Genomic DNA, 21,423 nt, shown 5'->3' with positions numbered 1-21,423 from the left:
GCATCATAGAGAAAAAGTTGATAAGTGGCTACACTTAGCACTTTAAAAACTCAGCCTGTATTAGAATTTATCGCAAATGAATACACAACGTGAACAATTGATACAAACATGGATTACATCTGTACTTGGTTCAGATCAATTTGAGACGCATTTTTTGGCAGGCGATGCAAGCTTCCGTCGTTATGCACGAATCAAATTGAATAATAAAACATTTATGCTCATGGATGCACCACCAGAAAAAGAAGATTGTGGGCCTTTTGTGACGATCGATGAATTTTTTGATCATAATGGTGTGCGTGTGCCGCATATTGTTGCCAAAGACCTGGAATTGGGCTTCTTGCTACTCGAAGATTTTGGTGATGTCTTACTTTCGACTTTGCTGAATGAGCAAACTGTAGATGCTTATTATGCGCAAAGTTTTAAACAGCTGATTCAATTACAAGCCATTGATGGGACAAATCATTTTCCAAATTATTCTTATGAAAAACTGATTTCTGAAATGGAACTGTTGACCGACTGGATGTTGCCGTCATTGCAGATTCAGCCAACAGCAGAAGAAAGTGCCTTAATTAAACGAACCTTTGCTATTTTAGCCAACGCGGCTTTGGCGCAACCGCAAGTCATTGTACATCGCGACTTCCATAGCCGTAATTTAATGAAAATTGCAGGCGAAACCGATCTGGGTGTGATTGACTTTCAGGATGCTGTAATTGGTGCAGATACTTACGATTTGATTTCAATTACCCGTGATGCCTATGTGCAATGGAATGCTGACCGTGTTTATACATGGTTTAAAACCTTCTATGATCTGTTGCCTGAATCGGCAAAACAGGACCGTGATTTTGAGCAGTTTAAAAAAGATGCCGACATGATGGCGATTCAGCGTCATATCAAAATTTTGGGTATCTTTGTGCGTCTGTTCGAACGTGATGGCAAGTCTGGCTATTTAAAAGACCTACCTCGTGTGATGTGGTATTTACTTGAAGAAAGTAAGCCTTATACAGAATTACAGCCGTTTATGCAGTTTATTGAAGCCAGGGTTATGCCGAAATTTGAAGCAAAATACGGTGGTTATGAGGTTGCTGCATAATGAAAGCCATGATTTTAGCGGCAGGGCTGGGTAACCGTATGCGTCCACTGACCCTGCATACGCCAAAACCCTTGCTGGAAGTGGGTGGAAAGCCCCTGATCGTTTGGCATATTGAAAAACTGCAAAGTATTGGCGTCACTGAAATTGTCATCAATACGGCCTGGTTGGGCGAAAAACTGGCCTCAGCTTTGGGTGATGGGTCAGAGTTTGGCGTCAATATCTTGTGGTCACATGAAGGTGAAGGACTAGAAACTGCGGGGGGGATTATTAATGCCTTACCGCTTTTGGGCGAAGAACCTTTTATTCTGGTCAATGGTGATGTCTGGACCACCATGGATTTTGCGACCTTATTTGATGTGAAATTGCAGGATGACCTTGCTCATCTGGTTTTTGTCGATAATCCGGCTCAACATCCCAACGGTGACTTTATCCTTGCTCATGGCCGGGCTTATACTTTTGATCAGGCACAGCAAGGTGAAGCACTGACTTATAGTGGCGTTGCGGTGATTCATCCTGCGATGTTTGCAGGCCTGGAAAATGGTAAACGACCACTGGCACCTTTATTAAAGCAAGCGATGCTTGAACAGCAAATTACTGCATCCAAAATGCAGGGTGTCTGGGTAGATGTTGGCACTCCCGAGCGATTAAATGTACTGGATCAACAAATTAAGCAAGGCTTGTACGATTAAGTGCATATTCACTAAGCACAAGCTACTGTGACTTGTTGTATAAATCGGTATACTGCCATTAACTTTTCGAGACGTTATTTGTATATGCACCAGTTTTTCAAAGAACTTAAGCAGGGTAGTCAAGCTTTGGGTTTGGAGCTTAGCGATGAGGCTTTAAATTTATTACTCAAATACCAGGATGCTTTGGTACTGTGGAATAAAGCATATAACTTGACCGCGATTCGTGATCCGAAAGAAATGCTGGTCAAGCATCTGCTGGATAGCTTGAGTATTTTGAAAGATTTGCCTCAAGGTCGTTTGCTGGATATCGGAACCGGTGGAGGTATGCCAGGCATGATCATTGCATTATGTCAGCCTGAGCGTCAGTGTGTGTTGCTAGACTCGAACGGTAAAAAAATCCGTTTCCTGAAACAGTTTATTGCCGATTTAAAACTAAAAAATGTGGTTGCCGTACAGACGCGTGTCGAAAATGAGGAAAGCATTCAGGAGCTGGGTCAGTTTGATGTCATTACCAGTCGAGCATTTGCCTCTTTAACTGATTTTGTTGCCGCTTCTAAACCTTTTATGCATGCGCACAGTATTATTGCATCGATGAAAGGATTAATCCCTGCGGATGAAGTAGAGGCTTTAAAAAATGAATTCAGTTTTGAGATTATTGAACTGAAAGTTCCGCGTTTAGACGAACAACGTCACTTGCTTTTATTGAAACATATTTAATTTTTTCGAAGGATTGGGGTCACCATGGCACAAATTATTGCGATTGCGAACCAAAAAGGTGGCGTAGGTAAAACCACAACCGCAGTAAATTTGGCAGCATCGTTAGCTGTTTTGAAAAAGCGCGTTTTACTTGTGGATATGGATTCACAAGGCAATGCCACGATGGGGTCCGGGATCCAGAAAAACGATCTTCTATATTCGGTTACTGATGTGTTGTTGGGTGAAGTTCCGATTGAGACTGCAATTACCAAATCAGAAGTCGGTTATAAAGTTCTCGGGGCTAACCGCGATTTGGCGGGTGTAGAACTGGCGATTGCCGAACAGGATGGCCGCGAATATATTTTGCGTGAAGCATTGCAAGAAATAGAGTCTTCTTTTGATTATATTATTGTTGACTGTGCGCCCAGCTTAAGTCTGATTACGGTGAATGCCTTGGCTGCCGTACACGGTGTAATGATTCCGATGCAATGTGAATACTATGCTCTGGAAGGTTTGGCGGATTTAACCCAAACCATTGACCGTATTCAGCAAGCCCTAAATCCGGATCTGCAAATCGTGGGCGTTTTGCGCACTATGTACGATGCACGTAATGCTTTAACCCGTGATGTTTCAGAAGAGCTGGAGCAGTATTTTGGTAAAAAACTCTACGATACGGTGATTCCGCGTAATGTACGTTTAGCTGAAGCTCCTGCACATGGTTTGCCGATTATCTATTTTGAAAAAAGCTCCAAGGGTGCAGTTGCTTACCTGAATCTGGCAGCTGAAATGTTAAAGAAAAGTAAAGTAAAAAAAGGAAGTAACGCATGACCACAAAAAAACGCGGATTAGCAAAAGGTCGTGGTCTGGATGCCTTGCTTGGCTCAATCCAGAAAGAAAAATTACAAATGGAAGCTCAAGCGTTAGATCATGGTCAGCTGAAACAGATTAATGTCCATTTACTCAAGCGCGGTGAATATCAACCGCGACGTTTTATTCATGAGCAAGATCTTCAGGAACTGGCAGCATCGATTGAAAAGCATGGGGTGATGCAGCCGATTGTGATTCGTCCAATTGATGATGAAAAGCATCCCTATGAAATTATTGCCGGTGAGCGTCGCTGGCGTGCAGCACAACTGGCGGGTTTGACAGAAGTTCCTGCAATTGTTCGTGATTTGAATGATCAGGTTGCCATTGCCTTGGCATTGATTGAAAACATTCAACGTCAGGATTTAAACCCGATCGATCAGGCGATGGCACTCCAGCGTTTTCATGAAGAATTCGGTTTAAGTCATCAGGAAATTGCTGATACTGTCGGTAAGGCGCGTACTACAGTCAGTAACTTGTTGCGTTTACTGACACTGGCTGAATCGGTAAAAGACTTCATGCAGCAAGGTTTGCTGGATATGGGGCATGCGCGTGCTATTCTGACTTTAAAGGCTAAAGATCAGCTTAAGGTTGCAGAGCATGTGATTGAGAAAAGTTTATCTGTACGCCAAACCGAACAACTGGTGCGCGACTTGAATACGCCAAAACAAGAAAAACCGAAAGCTGAAATTGCACCCGATATTCAGCAACTGACACAGCGTCTGGCAGAGCGTTTCAGCGCAGATGTGAAAATTGATCATAATAAACAAGGCAAGGGGAAGCTTGTCATTCAATACCATTCACTTGATGAATTGGATGGGATATTAAATATCTGCTTTGCAGAATAATTTTTAAAATTTTTATTGGGGAAAACATATGTGGGAATTAGTTAAGGCGGGTGGGTGGCTCATGCTTCCCCTTGTTTTATGTTCAATTTTTACTGTAGCAATCACGATTGAGCGCTTTATTCGGTTAAAAAGAACAATGATCTTGCCTAAGGTATTGCTGTTAAATCAGGTGCAAAATATTGATATGGTCATGCAGCAGTTAAAGCAGGATCAAGCCTTACAAAGCAGTACTTTGGGGCGCATTTTTATGGCGGGTTATCAAAGTAAAAATCAAAATGAACAATTTGCCCGTGCACAAATGGAAACCACTGCTTCTCAAGAAATTGGTTATCTGGAAAAAAACATCAACTTCTTGGGAACCTTAAGTGCGGTAGCACCACTATTGGGTTTGTTGGGTACCGTACTGGGTATTATCGAATCCTTCTTGGTGATTGATTTAGGCACCAATAGCAATCCTACTCTAATGATTCCGGGTATTTCAAAAGCGTTGATCACAACGGCAGCCGGGATGTTTATTGCCATTCCGGCACTGTTTGCCTATCGCTATTTTCAGCGTTTGGTACAAGAATATATTGCAGAACTTGAACAGCAATCGACCTTATTTCATGCAGCGCTTTTCTATCAAAATTCTACAGATGAAGAACAAGATATTAGAAAAGCAGGTTAAGGTGGTGAAACATGAAATTCAAACGTACACAAGTTGAAGATATTCACATTAACCTGACACCCATGATTGACTGTTTGCTGTTTATCCTGGTTTTTCTACTGCTATCCACCACATTCAACCAGTTTAGCCGCATGAATTTAACCTTGCCGGATGCGCAAGGGGTGCCTCCCAAGCAGTATGATCATAAAATTGAAGTGGTGGTAGATGCTTCTGGACACTATTCTATTAATGGACAATCGATTGCCAGTAAGGAAGTGGTCGACTTAAGTACCGCAATTAAACAGATTTCCAATGATCGGCGTGATTTAATGTTTGTTATTGCTGCGGATGCCAAGGCAACGCATCAGGATGTCATTCGTGTGATGGATGTAGCAGGACAGTTAGGTTTTGTGAACGTCAATATTAGTACCAAAGTTCCGTCTAGGGGTTATGAGTGAAGCAAGATTTTAAGGTCTATCTGCGTCTTTTAGGATATCTGAAACCTTTTTGGGGTGTGGCAATACTGGTTTTTATCGGTTTTGCAATTAGTGCAGCGACTGAGGTTTCCATTGCGAAATTACTGGAAAAAATCATCACCGCCATCCAGCACAGAGACCAGAACTTTACTTCTATATTTCCTTTTCTGGTTATTTTATTGATGTTTTTTCGCGGTTTAGGTTCCTTTATTGGAGGCTATTATACCGCAGTCATCTCACGTAATCTGGTGTTTAATATCCGACAGGAAGTTTTTGGAAAATTACTTAAACTTCCATCGCAATATTATCTGGATAATACCAGCGGACATATTACCGCTAAAATCATGTATAACGTGGAGCAATTAACGGCTGCTTCATCTGAATCTCTAAAAACCCTTGTCCAGCAAGGTCTGATTACCCTCGGATTGTTAGGGTATCTGCTATATAGTAATTGGCGACTTACTTTTATTATTCTGATTTTTGCTCCACTGATGGGATTTCTGGTTCGTCAAGCCTCAAAACGCATGCGTAAATTATCCCTGCAAGTTCAGGACACTATGGGGGATGTTAACCATGTGGTACAGGAAACGGTGAATGGGAATTTAATTGTTAAGGGTTTTGGCGGGCAGGAATATGAACAAACGCGTTTTCGTGAAAACTCGCTGGAAAACTTAAGACGCGGTTTGAAAATGGTGGTGGTGCAGCAACTGAATAGCCCGGTTGTGCAGTTCATTATGTCCATTGCCATGGCAATTATTATCTGGATTGCATTGCGGCCAGAAATTTTACGCGATACCAGCGCGGGTGAATTTGTCGCGTATATTACTGCAGCAGGGATGTTGAGTAAGCCAATTAAAGCTTTAACCGATGTCAATGAAAAATTACAACGTGGCATGGCTGCAGCACATTCCGTTTTTGAGTTGCTGGATTTGCCGGAAGAGCAAAATACCGGTACGGCTACGCCAATGCTGAAAGGCAATATTCAATTTCAGCAGGCTAATTTAATTTATCCAGACGGTCATCATGCGATTCAGGATTTCAACCTGAATGTCAAGGCTGGAGAAACCATTGCATTGGTCGGTCGTTCAGGTGCGGGAAAAAGTTCTCTGGTCAATTTGCTGGTACGTTTTCAGGAATTGAGTTCTGGCCATATTTATCTGGACCAGCAGAATATTCAAGATATAGACATCAATGCCCTACGTACCCAAATTGCCATGGTGAACCAGCAGGTGGTATTGTTTAACCGCACTGTACGTGAAAATATTGCCTACGGCCAGCTTGAAAATGCGACCGATGCAGACATCATTGCGGCCGCAAAAGCTGCCTATGCCCATGACTTTATCATGAGCTTGCCACAAGGGTATGACACGCAACTGGGTGCACAAGGCTTGAACCTTTCGGGTGGACAGCGCCAGCGTATCGCCATTGCACGTGCCATTTTGAAAAATGCACCGATCCTGATTCTGGATGAAGCCACCAGTGCACTGGATAATGAATCAGAGTATTTTATCCAGAAGGCATTTGATGCAGCCATGCAAGACCGGACAACCATTGTGATTGCCCATCGTTTATCCACCATTGAAAATGCGGATCGCATTGTGGTGATGGATCACGGTAAAATTGTCGAACAAGGTACGCATGCAGAATTGATTGCCCAACATGGAGCTTACTATCAATTGCATCAGCGTAATTTCGAGGAACACTGATTTATGTCATTCGCACAATTTATTCAAGATGCTTGGAATAGACAGGCCAAGTGGTTGATTGTGCTTAGACCTTTGTCATGGATTTATCGTGGTGGGTTTTTACTGAATAAAAAACTGTACCAATGTGGCGTTAAGGCCAGCTATCAATCTCCAGTTCCGGTAATGGTGATTGGTAATATTACCGTTGGTGGCAGCGGTAAAACGCCGCTGCTGATTCAGTTGGTTAATTATCTACAAAGCCAAAATGTCCGTGTCGGTGTCATCAGTCGCGGTTACGGTGGAAAAGGACCATTTCCAGCCTATGTGGATTTGGAATCGCTCCCCGAGATTGTGGGAGATGAACCCTGCCTGATTGTGCAGTCAACTGGTGTGCCCATGGTGGTAGGTTCAAACCGTCAGCGTAGTATTGAATATCTGTTGTCTAAACATGAGCTGGATTTAATTATCAGTGATGACGGTTTGCAGCACTGGGCTTTGGCACGCCAGATTGAGTGGATTGTGCTGGATCAGAATCGTGGTTTGGGTAATCAAAAGTTATTGCCTGAAGGATATTTGCGCGAACCGCCAAGCCGCTTAACAACAGCGACGGTCATTGAGCATGCCAGTCAGCCCAATTCCGAACTGAATATGCATTTAGAAGTCGCTGCGCCTTATTTGCTGAATGATGCGGAAGATGAAAGATCTTTTAATCCGGCGGATAATTTTTATGCTGTCGTGGGTATTGGTTTTCCGCAACGTTTTTACAGCACCCTGGATTCCATGGGGATTCACCAGTTTCAGTGCCATGAATTTCCTGACCACTATGATTATGAAATTACGGATCTGCAGTTTGAAGATAACAATCCTATTATTACCACGGAAAAAGATGCGGTAAAACTGCTGCCCCTATTAAAGCAAAATCCAAATTTTAAACGGGAAATCTGGGTGGTTCCTGTTGAAGCAGTGCTTTCACCGCAATGCTACGATGTCTTGCATCAACAGTTACAGCAACTTGGCATTCCAATCTCTTAAGGTTCATTGTTTATGAAACATATTGTTATTCCAGCACGTTTTGCAAGTTCCCGTTTGCCGGGCAAGCCGCTATTGGAAATTCATGGTCGTCCCATGATTCTACGAGTGGTCGACCAGGCAAAAAAAGTGGCTGGTTTTGATGATTTATGTGTTGCAACCGACGATGAGCGTATTGCAGAAGTTTGCCGTGCAGAAGGCGTGGATGTTGTCATTACAAGTGCAGATCATCCTTCTGGCACCGACCGTTTAAGTGAAGTTGCCCGCATTAAAGGCTGGGACAGCGAAGACATTATTGTCAATGTACAAGGTGATGAACCTCTGCTTCCGGCTCAATTGGTGCAGCAGGTGGCGCAATTATTGGAATCGCAACCAGAATCTTCCATGTCGACACTCTGTGAGCCGATTCATAGTCTGGAAGAGTTTCAGCGCGACAGTATTGTAAAAGTGGTAATGTCCAAATATAACCAGGCTTTGTATTTTAGCCGTGCCACGATTCCTTATGATCGTGATGGTGCCAAACAAGAAATTCAGCAATTACATCAGCAGGCATATCGTCATTTAGGCTTGTACGCCTACCGTGTGAATTTGCTGCAAGAATATGTGTCCTGGGATATGGGTGCGCTGGAAAAACTGGAAAGTCTGGAACAATTACGTGTACTGGAAAATGGTCACCGTATTGCCATTGCCATTGCAGAAGCCAACTTGCCACCGGGTGTCGATACACAGGCAGATTTGGACCGTTTAAATCAGATGGATGTTTCTTGCTTCGAATAAGGTGGACTCCTCCATGCAAAATAATGTTGCGGCACAAGTCTACCCATGGCAGCAAACGGTTTGGGAGACTTTGACCGGACGCTTTCCCAAACTGGGGCATGGCCTACTTTTTTATGGTAAAAAAGGCTGTGGCAAGGAAGCTTTTGCACAATATTTTTTGGCTTGGGTGCTATGTGCCAATCGTCATGAAAATAATGCTCCTTGTGGTGAATGTGGCAGTTGTTTGTGGTTAAAGTCTGATACCCATCCCAACTATGTTCATATCAGCACAGATGAAGACAATAAAAAGCAGAATGCCAAAATCAGGATTGAAAAAATCCGTGATTTATTGCCCTTTGTGCAGCAAACTGTAGATGGCTGGCGTGTGATTGTGATTGAACCGGCAGAAGCTTTAAATATCGCCTCTGCCAATGCATTACTCAAAACCTTGGAAGAGCCGGGTGATCGGGTAGTGATTATTTTACTGGCTGATCATTACTTAAAACTTCCAGCCACGATTCGTAGCCGCTTGCAGCATTTTGCGCTGGACCGTATTTCTTCTTCGCAAGCAGATGCGTATTTAACCGAGCATTTACCCAATTTAGATCAAATGCAAAAACAACTGTTGATGAATTTATCTAATCAGATGCCATTACAGGCCATGCAGCTAGCTGAAACGGAGTGGTTAAATAAGCGACAAGAATTTTTAACGGACTGGCAAAAACTGGTCACGCAAAAAAATATGCCGATGGCTGTCGCAACCAAGTGGAATAAAGTCTTAAATTTTAGTGACTTTGCGCAAATGTTTGAATACTTGTTGTCAGATTTAATTTGTGTCAAGCTCAGTCAGCAAGTTAAAAATTCCGATCTTGATTTGAGTGTATTATCCGAACAATATACCTTGGAATTTTTATTTGCGGTTTATTCTGATTTGCAGCAAGCTAAACAATATATTGAGCAAAATGTACAAAGCAATTTAGTGCTTGATCAATTGTGTATAAAACTAATGAACATTTAAATATTTTTAAGGGGAATAAAAATGCAACCACGTATGGGCGGTATTATTCATGCCAATATCCCGGATAGAGAAACTCTGTATGCTAGTTATATGCCGTATGTTGTCGGTGGAGGATTATTTATTCCGACCAAACAGCCGGTTAAGCTTGGTGAAGAAGTGTTTGTGCTGGCAACCTTACCCGAACAATCACAAAAAATTCCTTTAACAGGCAAGGTCATCTGGGTCTCTCAGAAACAAAATGGCATCAAATTACAAGGTTTTGGCATGCAATTGACCGGAGAAAAAGGCGTTTATTACAAATCAGAAGCTGAAAAGTTGCTTACAGGTCTTAAGTCTGAAGGTCGAACTAGTTACACTATGTAGATATTTAAAAGATTTAGGAAATCACTGTGTTTGTAGATACTCACTGCCATTTAACCATGCTGGATCTAACACCTTATGATGGCAATCTGGACTTGGCATTAGCTCAGGCGCGTGAAGCAGGGGTATCCAAATTCATGACGATCTCTGTTGATCTGGATGACCATATCGAGCTGGCTAAAATTGCCTCACGCCATGCTGATGTGGGCTACAGTGTCGGTGTTCATCCCTGTGAAGACCCTGCGGTCATGGAACGTGCCACTACAGATTATCTGATTGAACTGGCAAAGCCTGAAAAGGTCTGGGCGATTGGTGAAACCGGCCTGGATTATTTTCATAGCACCGATTTTATTGCTGAACAAAAAGAATGTTTTGCCCGCCATATTTATGCCTCACAGGCAGTAAAAAAACCGGTGGTGGTGCATACCCGTGCAGCGAAACACGATACAGTCGATATCATTCGGGCTGAAAAATCCACGCATGGTATTTTGCACTGTTTTACTGAAGACTGGGAAACCGCGAAAGCTGTGCTGGATTGTGGTTATTATGTGTCATTTTCCGGCATTGTCTCTTTTAAAAATGCGCAGGATTTACGTGATGTGGCCAAGCAGGTTCCACTAGATCGGGTGCTGATTGAAACCGATAGTCCTTATCTGGCACCGATGCCATATAGAGGAAAATCTAATGAACCAAAATACGTGCCTTATGTAGCCAAAGCCTTAAGTGATGTATATGATAAGTCTGTTGAGGAAATTGCTTTCATTACAATGCAGAACTTTGAAAACCTCCTTAATTTAAAGTAAATAAATTAAATTGATATAAGCGCAGAAGAGAATTACAGAGTGAAGATGGATCGTCAGGCTCAGTTTCGAGCAAGAGAAGCGTTAATTTTTCAGGTTGCAGAGCAGTTGCTGTTAGAAAATGGCGAATCAGGGATGACACTGGATGCGTTGGCAGCAGAACTCGATTTGGCGAAGGGAACTCTATATAAGCATTTCCAGAGTAAAGATGAACTGTACATGCTTCTGATTATTCGTAATGAGAACATGTTACTCGAGATGATTAAGGATGCAGAGAAGGCTTTTCCCGAGCATCTGGCATTCTTTATGTTGCATCATTTACATCATCCTGAGCGCACGGTACTCTTCCATCAAATTGAAGAACGTTTGTCTACGACCGGTATTGGGATCAATCTACTATTTAGTGAACTGTATCAAGTGAGAAAACAGCGTTTACGGATTATTATCCGTATGACTGAAAGCTATCTGGAAAGTATTCAAAGCAGCATGTCGACACGCGATTATCTGGCCTCCATTTGGGCCCTAACTCATGGTGCTGCGGCTATTCTAAATTCCAGTTTTTACCAGCGTTATTTGGGTTCACGTGACACATTGCGCGTAGCCTATATTGATCAGGCACTGGCAATGCCAAAACAGGTCAGTTCTGCGGAACAGTTTGCTTAAAGGTATGCCATGAAGCCAATCCGACCATTATCAGTTCGTGGTTTTACCTTAATCGAGTTGATGGTGGTCATTGTGATTATGGCAATCATGGCTTCTTTAATTTTGACCAATATTAACGGGGTAGACCAGCGTAAAGCGATGCAGGCACGGGAAGTGTTTATTATGGATTTACGCAGGATTAACCGTGAAGCCAATGATCAGGCGCGCATTTTCGCCCTGGATGTGCACAGCGCGACAGATGTATCACCATTCCGTTACGGGGTGGTTGAATACATCATTCCTTCCATTCAAACCGTAGCCCCGCAAATTGTTGAAGAAAACAAAAAATGGCAACCATATGCGGAATTTGCTCAAAGGGCTTTACCTGAGCATGTTTCTTTTAGCATCACTTCACTCGATCATGCTTATGAAAATGCCAATAATGAGGATTTATTGAATTCGAATGCACCGCAGCTGTTGTGGCTGGGCAATGGTGAGACCAAGCCGGTACGAATTCAATTTTATTTTGAACAGCGTCCGATTGGCGAAGAAATCGAGATTGATCATCTGGGTAAAATCAATGCAAGCTAGATACTCTAGGCATCACGGCTCTCCAAATAAAGCTTTCGGACTTTCTTGCGAGGCGACACCGTTCAGGTCGAGTGTTACTCGACTTAATCATGTGCATGCCGAGCATAGCTCTTTGTCTTGCGCAGCGGTGAAACAGCGTTTCACTCATCGCTGCTCAGGTTTTACGCTACTGGAAGTCATGGTTGCTTTGGCGATTTTTGCCACTGCTGCAATTGCTTTTACCAAAGTGGCGATGCAATACACCCAGGCAACATCCAATGCCATTTTAAGAACCAAGGCGCAATTCGTGGCCTTGAATGAAGTCGCCGTGATGGAAATCAATCAGGAATGGTTGCAGGGAACCCAATCCAAACAGGTCACCCAGCAAGGTGAAACCTGGCAAATTGACAAATCTGCACAATCAACCATTAGTCCAAATGTACAACGCATAGAAGTACAGGTCAGTTTGTTTAATGTGGAAAGTGGCAAGGTTGAATCAGGAGTGACGCATTTGGTTTTCTTCAACCCGAAGGCCAAAGCATGAAAAAGCAGACTACGAAAAATAAAAAAGGTTTCACTTTGGTTGAACTTTTGGTGGCAATTGCCATCTTTAGTGTGCTTTCCGCATTGGGCTGGAAAGTCTTTGATTATTTAATTAAAGTCAAAGACCGTAATGCTGAACATGAGATCAATTTGGGTCAGCTGCAGGAAGCCTACCAGCAGATTCTGCGTGACACCGTTCAGGTTGTGCCACTGAATGCTAATATCAATGGCGATATTCAGCCAGCTTTGGTTTTGCAAAATGGTCGATTTAATTTTAGTAAAACTGGGGTCACTGATCCTTTACAGCAAGGTATTTCTCCGGACGAGCGTGTGGAATATCAATATCGTGCCGATGAAAAGAAACTGTACCGACTGAAATACCGTAATTTAAACAGTACAGGGCGGGATCAGCCTGAATCCAGTGTACTGTTAAATGATGTTGACCAGTTTGAAATTGTGGTGTTGAATCCGAATGAACTCAATGCATGGCCAGAGGGTCAGGTAGATTTAAACGATGTTACACAAAAACAGATCTTGCCGAAGGGCATTAAAATTAAACTGACCGTCAAAGATGTGTCCTATGAGTGGATTTTTAGTTTATTAAATACCGATTATTTAAAACAGCAAACTGGCACTTCAAATAACAATGCAAATAGCAATACAAATAACTCTACATTATAAGGTTTGGTCCAATTGAACATAAAGTCGCAACAGGGTGTTGCCTTAATTACGATTTTGGTCATGGTGGCATTAGCCACCATCCTGGCTGCGACCATTGCCAAAAGACAGGCCAATACAGCTGAAAATACGGCATATTTAATGCGCCAAAATCAATCCTTGCTATATGCCAAAAGTGCTGAAGCCTTTTTTTCAGAGCTTTTGGTCGATGATGCTGAAAATGCTGGTGCTATTGATCATTTACAGGAAAACTGGGCCAAACCGATGCCGGCTTTTCCTGTAGAGGACGGTTTTATTGCGGGCACTTTAGAGGATCAATCAGGCAAATTTAATTTAAACAGCTTGGTGAATATGGATGGTACGCCCAATCCTCAGGCAAAAGCATGGTTTGAAAAACTGCTGCTACGTGTGGGATTACCTGAAAAGTTAACTGAGGCAGTGATTGACTGGCAAGATGCCGATAATGAAACCATTGGCTCGATGGGTGCAGAAGCCAGTTATTATCAGGGATTGGCACAAGGTTATTTACCGGCAAACAGTAAATTCCATAATGTGGAAGAACTGAAACTGGTACGTGGCTTTGAGGGAAAAAAATATCAGCAAATTGCTGATTATGTCAGTGCTGTTCCAACCATGGATAGCAAGATAAACATTAATACAGCTCCGGCGATGCTGTTGGCCAGTCTTGATCCCAAGCTGGATATCAAGGCGGTGCAGCAGGTTTTACAACAGCGCCAGGCCAAGTTGGAGCATTTTTCCAGTGTGAATGAGTTATGGGGTATTGAGCCGTTTAGTCAGGTTGGTGCCGATGTGAGAAGTGAGACAAGCAATTTGCTAGATGTAAAATCTGCGTATTTTAAAGCCAAAATTGAAGTGCAGCTCGGCGGACGTAAACGCCAGTTCAGTAGTGATCTGGTACGAAAAGATAAGTCGGTGTATATCGCATCTCGCAGCATGGCTCCATTCTAATCAGATCCCGAGATATGATGAAAAATGAGAAACACATCCATTCAACTGCATGTGTTTCTCCAATGCTATTGAACAGTAAAATTAATGTTCAGAATTTCACTTTTGCTTTATAACTTTCACTTTTGCTTTATAATCAAATTTAATTCACAGATTTTTGATTGCATCACGGCACATGTTAATTCGTAAGTTATTTAAGTTTGAAAATGCTCATATTGTGCGAAACTGCACATCGGATCGCTGTAAGCGTTCGATTCATGGTCATAGCTATAAAGTTGAATTGTTGCTTAAAGCGTCCAAGCTTGATCATGGTCAAATGGTCTATGATTTCGGATTATTAAAAGGCGTAATCAAAGATATTTTTGACAGTTTTGATCATGCGATCTGCTTCTGGCAATATGATGATGCTGAATATATTGCCGCTTGCAAAAAATTTAGTGCCCGCTGGGTATCTTTACCTGTTTCACCTTCTGCAGAACAGTTCTCACGCATTTTCTTCTATCTGGCACAACAGGTGCTTGTATCGACCATTACCCAAAATGGGGAAGGCGACGTAGAGGTTTATTCGGTGATTGTGCATGAAACCGATACCGGTTATGCGCAAAGCTTTATTGAAGATATTGAAAATGAACAAATGGGCGTGCTCAGTCTTGACCAGATTGTATTTTCTGAACAGGTCCAAGCGGAATGGGCAGATCCTGGAATGTATGAAAAATTACAACAAGGCATTAAATTCCAGAATCCAGCGGTCGATCTTCAAGTACAAATTTGAAGAAAATGAAAAAAGTTTGGGCTGGTCAAAAAAAAATAGGAAGCAAGTATGTCTTTAACGGAACAACAGCAAGCTAAACTCGATAAAATCCAGTTAGATGCAAGTTGGAAAAATGCATTGAGCGATTTTTTGCTCAGTGCCAAAATGGATGATCTAAAACAGTTCTTGCTGACTGAAAAACATGCCGATAAAATTATATATCCCCCTAATTCACTCATTTTTAATGCCTTAAATACAACACCTTTCAACCGTGTTAAAGTCGTTATTCTGGGTCAGGATCCTTATCATGGGCCCAATCAGGCACATGGATTAAGTTTTTCAGTACAAAGAGGGGTTGCATTACCGCCATCTTTACGTAATATTTTCCATGAATTAAATACTGATCTGGGTATTCCTGTTCCCAAGCATGGCGATTTAACCCGTTGGGCTGAACAAGGTGTGTTATTGCTCAATGCGGTATTGACTGTTGAAGCAGGACAACCGACATCACACCAGAAACGTGGATGGGAGGATTTTACTGATCATGTGATTGATGCTTTAAATGAGCAGTGTGAACATATCGTGTTTATCCTTTGGGGAGCCTATGCACAACGTAAAGGACAACGTATCGATCAAAATAAACACCTAGTATTGAAAGCTGCACATCCTTCGCCTTTGTCAGCAAATCGTGGTGGTTTTTTTGGTTGTAAAGTATTTTCAAAAGCAAATAATTATCTGAAACAAAATGGCATTAAGCCGATCAATTGGCAGCTGGACGCATGACACAATCTCCTGAACTAAAAAGTTATCATCCTGATCTGATTGTAGAGGAAGCAATCAACGGCTGGCGCATTGTTCGCCTGAACCGGCCGAAATCTCTACATGCCCTGGATGAATCTATCGTTACTGCACTCTTAGAAGTGTTCCAAGATTTTCACCATGATGATGCGGTAAAAGCGATCTGGCTGGATTCGACCACCCCGAAGGCTTTCTGTGCTGGTGGTGATGTCCGTAAACTTCGTCAGTTGGTCATTAATGATGAAGTTGCAACCGCAAACAAATTCTTTGAACAAGAATATGCGCTAGATTTATTGCTGCATAACTATGCCAAGCCAGTACTGGTTTGGGGTGAAGGTTATGTAATGGGTGGTGGTCTGGGCCTGTTTATGGCTGCACCATTCCGCCTGGTGACGCCTTATTCGCGTTTGGCAATGCCTGAAATTAATATCGGCCTGTATCCGGATGTCGGTGCGACACGCTTCTTGGCCGATCGAGGCGCGATTGGTCTGTTTACTGGTTTAACTGGTTCCATTATGACCTCTGCCGGTGCATATGGGATTGGCTGGGCAACCCATATTTGTGATGCACAGCGTGATAATGTGCTGGACAAAGTGCTGAATATTGATTGGGGGCATTATCCGGCAGGAGATTTTCGTGCCATTGATGATACTTTAAACAGTATGCACCGTCCGGTAGGTCCCGGACCTTTACAAAATTCACTGGATGTCATTCATAGCGTTTGCCGTGGGGTGAACTTTGAACATGACTATGAATCTATTATTGGGCTGAGTGATGCACGCAGTGATTGGCTTCGTCAAGCGAGTGAAAATCTGCAAAAAGGTTCGCCTACTACAGCAGCATTAACCTGGTTATTATGGCAGTGGGGCAAGCGTGTTCATTCTTGGAATGAAGTTTTTGAGCTTGAAACGCAAATCTCCAACTGGAAGATTCGTCACCCTGATTTCGTCGAAGGTGTACGGGCGCGTCTGGTTGATAAAGACCTGTCTCCGGAATGGATAAAAGGCAGTGATTTCTCTTTAAAAACCATCTTGTCTGACTGTCCGCCTGTGACCAATATTCAAAGCTGGAATGATCTGTTGAAGCATTACGGTATCATCAGTTAAGCAGATGACTGATGCTACACAATTGACTGATGAATACTGGATGCAATTTGCGTATGAGCAGGCTGCTATTGCCGCTTCAAAACAGGAGATTCCTGTGGGTGCAGTCATCGTCAGTCAAAATCAGATTATTGGTGCAGGACATAATGCACCTATTTCTTTAAATGATCCCACGGCTCATGCTGAGGTTCAGGCTTTACGCCAAGCCTGTACAAATCTGAATAACTACCGATTACCTGAAGACGCGGTACTTTATGTGACTTTAGAGCCGTGTACCATGTGTGTTGGGGCTTTGATTCATGCACGGGTCTCCAAGGTCGTGTTTGGTGCCACTGAACCGAAAGCAGGTTCCTTAATTAGCGTGCGTCGATTATTTGAAACCGGTTACTACAATCATGTTTTCGAGTATGAGGCAGGGTGTATGCAAGAACAGTGTTCCCAGCAGCTCAGCAATTTTTTCAAGATGCGCCGTGAGCAAAAAAAATTGCAGAAGTTACAAGAAAAATCTCTAAATAATCAAAATCATTAATTAAAATCATATAAACTATAATGACAATGAGTATTGTCAATAAAAATCAGGATAAGTCATGAATTCTATTCAAGTAAAAAAAGAATTTAACGCACCCATCGATCAGGTTTTTGATTTGCTATCAAAGCATGCCACCTACAATGTAGCTTTTGCACCGATTCAGGTTGAACGGATTAAAGATTCTACAGATCCTGAGCGTCCGGATGGGGTGGGTTCGGTACGCCGTATGGGTTTTGGTCCCGTCAAGCCTTTACGGGAACAGATTACCTTGCTGGAACCGAATCAGCGTATCGAATACCAGATTGTGAAAAACCCTTTGGTGAAACACCATTTGGGCATTATCGAGTTTGAGGCTAAAGATGATGACAAAACCTTGGTTACCTATACCATTGAATTGCAGGCACGTGCACCTTTTATCAGTAAATTAATCCTTGCACAGCTTAAATCTGCGATTAAACTAGGTTTTTCGAAATTAGCTAAAACTGTATAGGGTAAAGTGGAAAATTAATGACAGTTCAAATTATTACCATAGATGGGCCGAGTGGTTCCGGGAAAGGCACACTTGCGGCTAAACTGGCAGCACATTATCAATTTCATTTGCTTGATTCGGGTGCTCTATATCGTCTGCTCGGGCTGTCATTACATCAACAGGATTTACTCGATAGCCTGGATTCCGAACTGGAGCAGTGCATTAAAATTGCAACAAATTTAGACATAAAATTTGTGACGACTGAATCTGGTACCCGAGTTGAGCTTGATGGTGAAGATGTGACCCAAACTATCCGTACCGAACGGGTGGGAGAGTTTGCTTCAAAAGTTGCGGTAGTTCCTGAGCTTAGAGCAGCGCTATTGGAACGTCAACATGCATTTGCACAAGCTCCGGGACTGGTTGCCGATGGCAGGGATATGGCAACTTCCATTTTTCCGCAAGCTCAAGCAAAAATTTATCTGACGGCATCGGCTGAATCCCGAGCGGAGCGACGAGTAAAGCAGTTGCAGGGGATGGGGCTAGATGTTAAAATGAACGACATTTTAGCTAATATACAAGCTCGAGACAAAAGAGATATGGAGCGCACGGTCGCACCACTCAAACCGGCAGCAGATGCATATATTATTGATAGTTCAGAATTGAATATCGATGAAGTATTCAAATTGATGACCCATTTTGTCGACAAGCAGTTAGCTAATTAACGAATTTTCAGCAAAAGCATAGCTAGATCAGTTTATTACGGACTATGTGGAAGCTTAATTAAACCGGCCTTGTCTGATCCAAGACCGCTGACTTATCAGGTATATCATGACCGAATCTTTTGCAGCCCTCTTTGAAGAAAGCGAATTAAACCTCAACGTTGAAAAGGGTGCAGTCATCCAAGGCGTTGTAGTAAATATCGACTCTGACTGGGTAACAGTTGACACTGGCCTTAAATCAGAAGGTATTGTTGACCGCGCTGAATTCTTAAACGACCAACGTGAACTTGAAGTTCAAGTTGGCGATACTGTTGATGTTGTTGTTGAAGCTCTTGACAACGGTATGGGTCAAACAGTTTTATCACGTGAAAAAGCGAAACGTGCTGAAACTTGGACTAAACTTGAAAAAATCTTTGAAGACGGCGAAATCGTTACTGGTGTTATCTCTGGTAAAGTTAAAGGTGGTTTCACTGTTGACATCGGTCCAGTTCGTGCGTTCTTGCCAGGTTCTTTGGTAGACACTCGTCCTATCCGTGATACAACTCACCTTGAAGGCAAAGAGTTAGAATTCAAAGTAATCAAACTTGATGCTAAACGTAACAACGTTGTTGTATCTCGTCGTGCTGTTATGGAAGCTGAATCTTCAGCTGACCGTGAAGCTCTTCTTGCTCAGCTTGAAGAAGGTCAAACAGTTACTGGTACTATCAAGAACCTTACTGATTACGGCGCGTTCGTTGACCTTGGCGGTATCGATGGTCTTCTTCACATCACTGACATGGCTTGGAAACGTATCAAGCACCCTTCAGAAGTTGTTGAAGTTGGACAAGAAGTTACTGTTAAAGTACTTAAATTCGACCGCGAACGTAACCGCGTATCTTTAGGCCTTAAACAATTAGGCGAAGATCCATGGTTAGCGATCATGAACCGTTATCCTAAAGGTTCTATCGTTAAAGCGCGCGTAACTAACCTGACTGACTACGGTTGTTTCGCTGAAATCGCTGAAGGCGTTGAAGGTTTAGTACACGTTTCAGAAATGGACCACACTAACAAAAACATCCACCCATCTAAAGTTGTTCAGATCGGTGACGAAGTTGATGTTATGGTTCTTGAAGTGGACGAAGAACGTCGTCGTATTTCTTTGGGTATCAAACAAACTCGTGCTAACCCATGGGAAGAGTTTGCTAAAGACCACGACAAAGGCGAAAAAGTTTCAGGTACGATCAAATCAATCACTGATTTCGGTATCTTCATCGGTTTACCAGGCGGTATCGATGGTCTAGTTCACTTGTCTGACATCTCTTGGAACGAACAAGGCGAAGAAGCGATTCGTCGTTACAAGAAAGGTGACACTGTTGAAGCAGTTATCCTGTCTGTAGATGCTGAAGGTAACCGTATCAGCCTTGGTATCAAACAAATGAACAGCGATCCGTTCAACGATTTCTTGGCTGCTAACGAACGCGGTGCGCTTGTTAAAGGTACTGTAACTGCAGTTGACGCTCGTGGCGCTACTGTTAAGTTAGCTGACGAAGTTGAAGCGACTCTTAAAGCATCTGAAATCAACCGCGACCGCGTTGAAGATGCAACTAAGTTCCTTGAAGTTGGTCAAGAAGTTGAAGCTAAGATTATCAATGTAGACCGTAAATCTCGCTCTATCAACTTGTCTATCAAAGCGAAAGACGAAGCTGAAGAGAAAGAAGCGGTTGCTAACTTGAAAACAGCTGCAGCTGGTCAAGACAATGGTCCTAAGACTATTGGTGATTTGATCAAAGCTCAAATGGGTAACTAAGTAGATGTTAAAATGTATTGTTAATGTAAATTAACTAATACTTTTTACACAAATACTGTAAACGGTAGCGTAGTATTAACTTATTACGCTACCGTTTTGTATTTAAACAGGTTATTATCGTTTCATCTACAAAGTAGCTTGATAATTAAAGAGGTCGCAGATGACTACTGAAGCACTGAATAAGTCTGACTTAATAGAGCGAATTTCCCTAAAAAATCCACACTTGGCAGAACCTTTGGTTGAAGAAGCTGTTAAGATTATGATTGATCAAATGATAGCCGCATTATCATCTGATAATCGTATTGAAATCCGGGGTTTTGGCAGTTTTGCTTTGCATCACCGTGATCCACGTTTGGGGCGTAATCCTAAAACAGGTCGATCTGTTGAAGTAGCTGCGAAAGCAGTTCCGCATTTTAAACCTGGCAAAGCATTGCGTGATGCAGTAAACGAATCGGTACAGTAATAAAAAATTTATGGGGTGTTTATGCGTTACATTTTAGTCGCATTGCTCATTGTACTTTTTGGCTATTCATTGGCTCTTGTGCTGCAAAATGGTACTGAACTTTCAGTTGACCTATTGTTTACACAGGTACCGGCAATGCGTTTAGGTTTATTGCTGTTATTAACCTTGGCATTAGGTGTGGCATTGGGTTTGTTGTTAGGGGTACAAATTTTCCGGGTATTTCAAAATAATTGGGAAATTAAGCGACTACGTAAAGACATCGAACATCTTCGAAAAGAACAAATACAGGCGGCACAACTGGCAGCAGCTGAGGCAGCAGCTCATAGCAGACATGAAAAAACAGTTTTAGACATTCATTCGAATGATCGTTCGTCTAATCCCTTGTAGTGCTGTGTGTTAGTGATAATGTTTGGGTTTTAGCCAGCCAGCTTGAAACCGAAACATTGAAT

General features: G+C 42.5%; 27 protein-coding genes. All 27 read left to right on the top strand.

Annotated elements, in window-relative coordinates; translation table 11 throughout:
• Window positions 1-76 precede the first annotated feature (76 nt).
• The 27 genes from FTU91_RS00925 (at window position 77) to FTU91_RS00795 (ending at window position 21,361) form a co-directional block, all read left to right on the top strand.
• Window positions 77-1,090, top strand: coding sequence for an aminoglycoside phosphotransferase family protein (locus FTU91_RS00925; protein WP_180080365.1), 1,014 nt, complete (start codon window positions 77-79; stop codon window positions 1,088-1,090).
• The gene (murU, locus tag FTU91_RS00920) at window positions 1,090-1,779 is read left to right on the top strand and encodes an N-acetylmuramate alpha-1-phosphate uridylyltransferase MurU (protein ID WP_180080362.1); all 690 of its coding nucleotides are present in this window, start codon (window positions 1,090-1,092) and stop codon (window positions 1,777-1,779) included. Before FTU91_RS00925 ends, murU begins: the two co-directional genes overlap by 1 nt.
• Window positions 1,780-1,863: 84 nt before the next feature.
• Entirely contained in the window at window positions 1,864-2,496 is a 633-nt protein-coding gene (gene rsmG / locus FTU91_RS00915; protein ID WP_180080359.1) for a 16S rRNA (guanine(527)-N(7))-methyltransferase RsmG, read from the top strand.
• A gap of 24 nt (window positions 2,497-2,520) precedes the next feature.
• On the top strand, window positions 2,521-3,303 hold the full coding sequence (locus FTU91_RS00910) for a ParA family protein (RefSeq protein ID WP_180080356.1): 783 nt from the start codon (window positions 2,521-2,523) through the stop codon (window positions 3,301-3,303).
• Window positions 3,300-4,187 (top strand): ParB/RepB/Spo0J family partition protein, encoded by an 888-nt coding sequence (locus FTU91_RS00905; RefSeq protein ID WP_086195486.1) that lies wholly within the window; start codon window positions 3,300-3,302, stop codon window positions 4,185-4,187. Before FTU91_RS00910 ends, FTU91_RS00905 begins: the two co-directional genes overlap by 4 nt.
• A 28-nt stretch (window positions 4,188-4,215) precedes the next feature.
• A complete protein-coding gene (locus tag FTU91_RS00900; protein ID WP_180080352.1) occupies window positions 4,216-4,854 on the top strand; it encodes a MotA/TolQ/ExbB proton channel family protein in 639 nt (212 codons plus the stop codon).
• 11 nt (window positions 4,855-4,865) lie between these two features.
• Complete coding sequence (locus FTU91_RS00895) at window positions 4,866-5,291, top strand: biopolymer transporter ExbD (RefSeq protein ID WP_092818364.1); 426 nt, start codon at window positions 4,866-4,868, stop codon at window positions 5,289-5,291.
• Window positions 5,288-7,015: a lipid A export permease/ATP-binding protein MsbA gene (gene msbA, locus FTU91_RS00890; RefSeq protein ID WP_180080347.1), complete on the top strand. Its 1,728-nt coding sequence runs from the start codon at window positions 5,288-5,290 to the stop codon at window positions 7,013-7,015. Before FTU91_RS00895 ends, msbA begins: the two co-directional genes overlap by 4 nt.
• 3 nt (window positions 7,016-7,018) lie before the next feature.
• Complete coding sequence (gene lpxK / locus FTU91_RS00885) at window positions 7,019-8,026, top strand: tetraacyldisaccharide 4'-kinase (protein WP_180080345.1); 1,008 nt, start codon at window positions 7,019-7,021, stop codon at window positions 8,024-8,026.
• Between the two features lie 12 nt (window positions 8,027-8,038).
• Complete coding sequence (gene kdsB, locus FTU91_RS00880; protein WP_180080343.1) at window positions 8,039-8,800, top strand: 3-deoxy-manno-octulosonate cytidylyltransferase; 762 nt, start codon at window positions 8,039-8,041, stop codon at window positions 8,798-8,800.
• A gap of 13 nt (window positions 8,801-8,813) precedes the next feature.
• Window positions 8,814-9,797, top strand: coding sequence for a DNA polymerase III subunit delta' (locus FTU91_RS00875; protein ID WP_180080340.1), 984 nt, complete (start codon window positions 8,814-8,816; stop codon window positions 9,795-9,797).
• A 21-nt stretch (window positions 9,798-9,818) separates the two neighbouring features.
• Window positions 9,819-10,160 (top strand): PilZ domain-containing protein, encoded by a 342-nt coding sequence (locus FTU91_RS00870; RefSeq protein ID WP_180080337.1) that lies wholly within the window; start codon window positions 9,819-9,821, stop codon window positions 10,158-10,160.
• Window positions 10,161-10,186: 26 nt separating this feature from the next.
• A complete protein-coding gene (locus FTU91_RS00865; protein WP_180080334.1) occupies window positions 10,187-10,960 on the top strand; it encodes a TatD family hydrolase in 774 nt (257 codons plus the stop codon).
• 45 nt (window positions 10,961-11,005) lie between these two features.
• Window positions 11,006-11,620: a TetR/AcrR family transcriptional regulator gene (locus tag FTU91_RS00860; protein WP_086195477.1), complete on the top strand. Its 615-nt coding sequence runs from the start codon at window positions 11,006-11,008 to the stop codon at window positions 11,618-11,620.
• 9 nt (window positions 11,621-11,629) lie between these two features.
• Window positions 11,630-12,190 carry a type II secretion system protein gene (locus FTU91_RS00855; RefSeq protein ID WP_086195476.1) on the top strand — a complete coding sequence of 187 codons (561 nt, stop codon included), beginning with the start codon at window positions 11,630-11,632 and terminating at the stop codon, window positions 12,188-12,190.
• 127 nt (window positions 12,191-12,317) lie between these two features.
• Window positions 12,318-12,713: a type II secretion system minor pseudopilin GspI gene (gene gspI / locus FTU91_RS00850; protein WP_300043586.1), complete on the top strand. Its 396-nt coding sequence runs from the start codon at window positions 12,318-12,320 to the stop codon at window positions 12,711-12,713.
• Window positions 12,710-13,393 carry a type II secretion system minor pseudopilin GspJ gene (gene gspJ / locus FTU91_RS00845; protein WP_180080331.1) on the top strand — a complete coding sequence of 228 codons (684 nt, stop codon included), beginning with the start codon at window positions 12,710-12,712 and terminating at the stop codon, window positions 13,391-13,393. The genes gspI and gspJ overlap by 4 nt, the downstream gene beginning before the upstream one ends.
• An 18-nt stretch (window positions 13,394-13,411) precedes the next feature.
• On the top strand, window positions 13,412-14,359 hold the full coding sequence (gene gspK, locus FTU91_RS00840) for a type II secretion system minor pseudopilin GspK (protein ID WP_180080419.1): 948 nt from the start codon (window positions 13,412-13,414) through the stop codon (window positions 14,357-14,359).
• Window positions 14,360-14,531: 172 nt separating this feature from the next.
• Window positions 14,532-15,128 carry a 6-carboxytetrahydropterin synthase gene (locus FTU91_RS00835; RefSeq protein ID WP_180080328.1) on the top strand — a complete coding sequence of 199 codons (597 nt, stop codon included), beginning with the start codon at window positions 14,532-14,534 and terminating at the stop codon, window positions 15,126-15,128.
• Window positions 15,129-15,176: 48 nt separating this feature from the next.
• A complete protein-coding gene (ung, locus tag FTU91_RS00830; RefSeq protein WP_180080325.1) occupies window positions 15,177-15,890 on the top strand; it encodes a uracil-DNA glycosylase in 714 nt (237 codons plus the stop codon).
• Window positions 15,887-17,011: an enoyl-CoA hydratase/isomerase family protein gene (locus FTU91_RS00825; protein WP_086195472.1), complete on the top strand. Its 1,125-nt coding sequence runs from the start codon at window positions 15,887-15,889 to the stop codon at window positions 17,009-17,011. The genes ung and FTU91_RS00825 overlap by 4 nt, the downstream gene beginning before the upstream one ends.
• Window positions 17,012-17,015: 4 nt before the next feature.
• Complete coding sequence (gene tadA / locus FTU91_RS00820) at window positions 17,016-17,537, top strand: tRNA adenosine(34) deaminase TadA (protein WP_180080322.1); 522 nt, start codon at window positions 17,016-17,018, stop codon at window positions 17,535-17,537.
• A gap of 58 nt (window positions 17,538-17,595) precedes the next feature.
• Entirely contained in the window at window positions 17,596-18,027 is a 432-nt protein-coding gene (locus FTU91_RS00815; RefSeq protein WP_166168897.1) for an SRPBCC family protein, read from the top strand.
• A gap of 17 nt (window positions 18,028-18,044) precedes the next feature.
• Complete coding sequence (cmk, locus tag FTU91_RS00810; protein ID WP_180080319.1) at window positions 18,045-18,728, top strand: (d)CMP kinase; 684 nt, start codon at window positions 18,045-18,047, stop codon at window positions 18,726-18,728.
• Window positions 18,729-18,834: 106 nt separating this feature from the next.
• Complete coding sequence (rpsA, locus tag FTU91_RS00805; protein ID WP_086195468.1) at window positions 18,835-20,511, top strand: 30S ribosomal protein S1; 1,677 nt, start codon at window positions 18,835-18,837, stop codon at window positions 20,509-20,511.
• A gap of 160 nt (window positions 20,512-20,671) precedes the next feature.
• Window positions 20,672-20,974 (top strand): integration host factor subunit beta, encoded by a 303-nt coding sequence (locus FTU91_RS00800; RefSeq protein ID WP_180041642.1) that lies wholly within the window; start codon window positions 20,672-20,674, stop codon window positions 20,972-20,974.
• Window positions 20,975-20,995: 21 nt separating this feature from the next.
• A complete protein-coding gene (locus tag FTU91_RS00795; RefSeq protein WP_086195466.1) occupies window positions 20,996-21,361 on the top strand; it encodes a lipopolysaccharide assembly protein LapA domain-containing protein in 366 nt (121 codons plus the stop codon).
• Window positions 21,362-21,423 lie beyond the last annotated feature (62 nt).

Source organism: Acinetobacter sp. YH12201 (assembly GCF_013418145.1).
GTDB lineage: Bacteria > Pseudomonadota > Gammaproteobacteria > Pseudomonadales > Moraxellaceae > Acinetobacter.
This window is presented reverse-complemented; position numbering and strand designations above follow the sequence as displayed.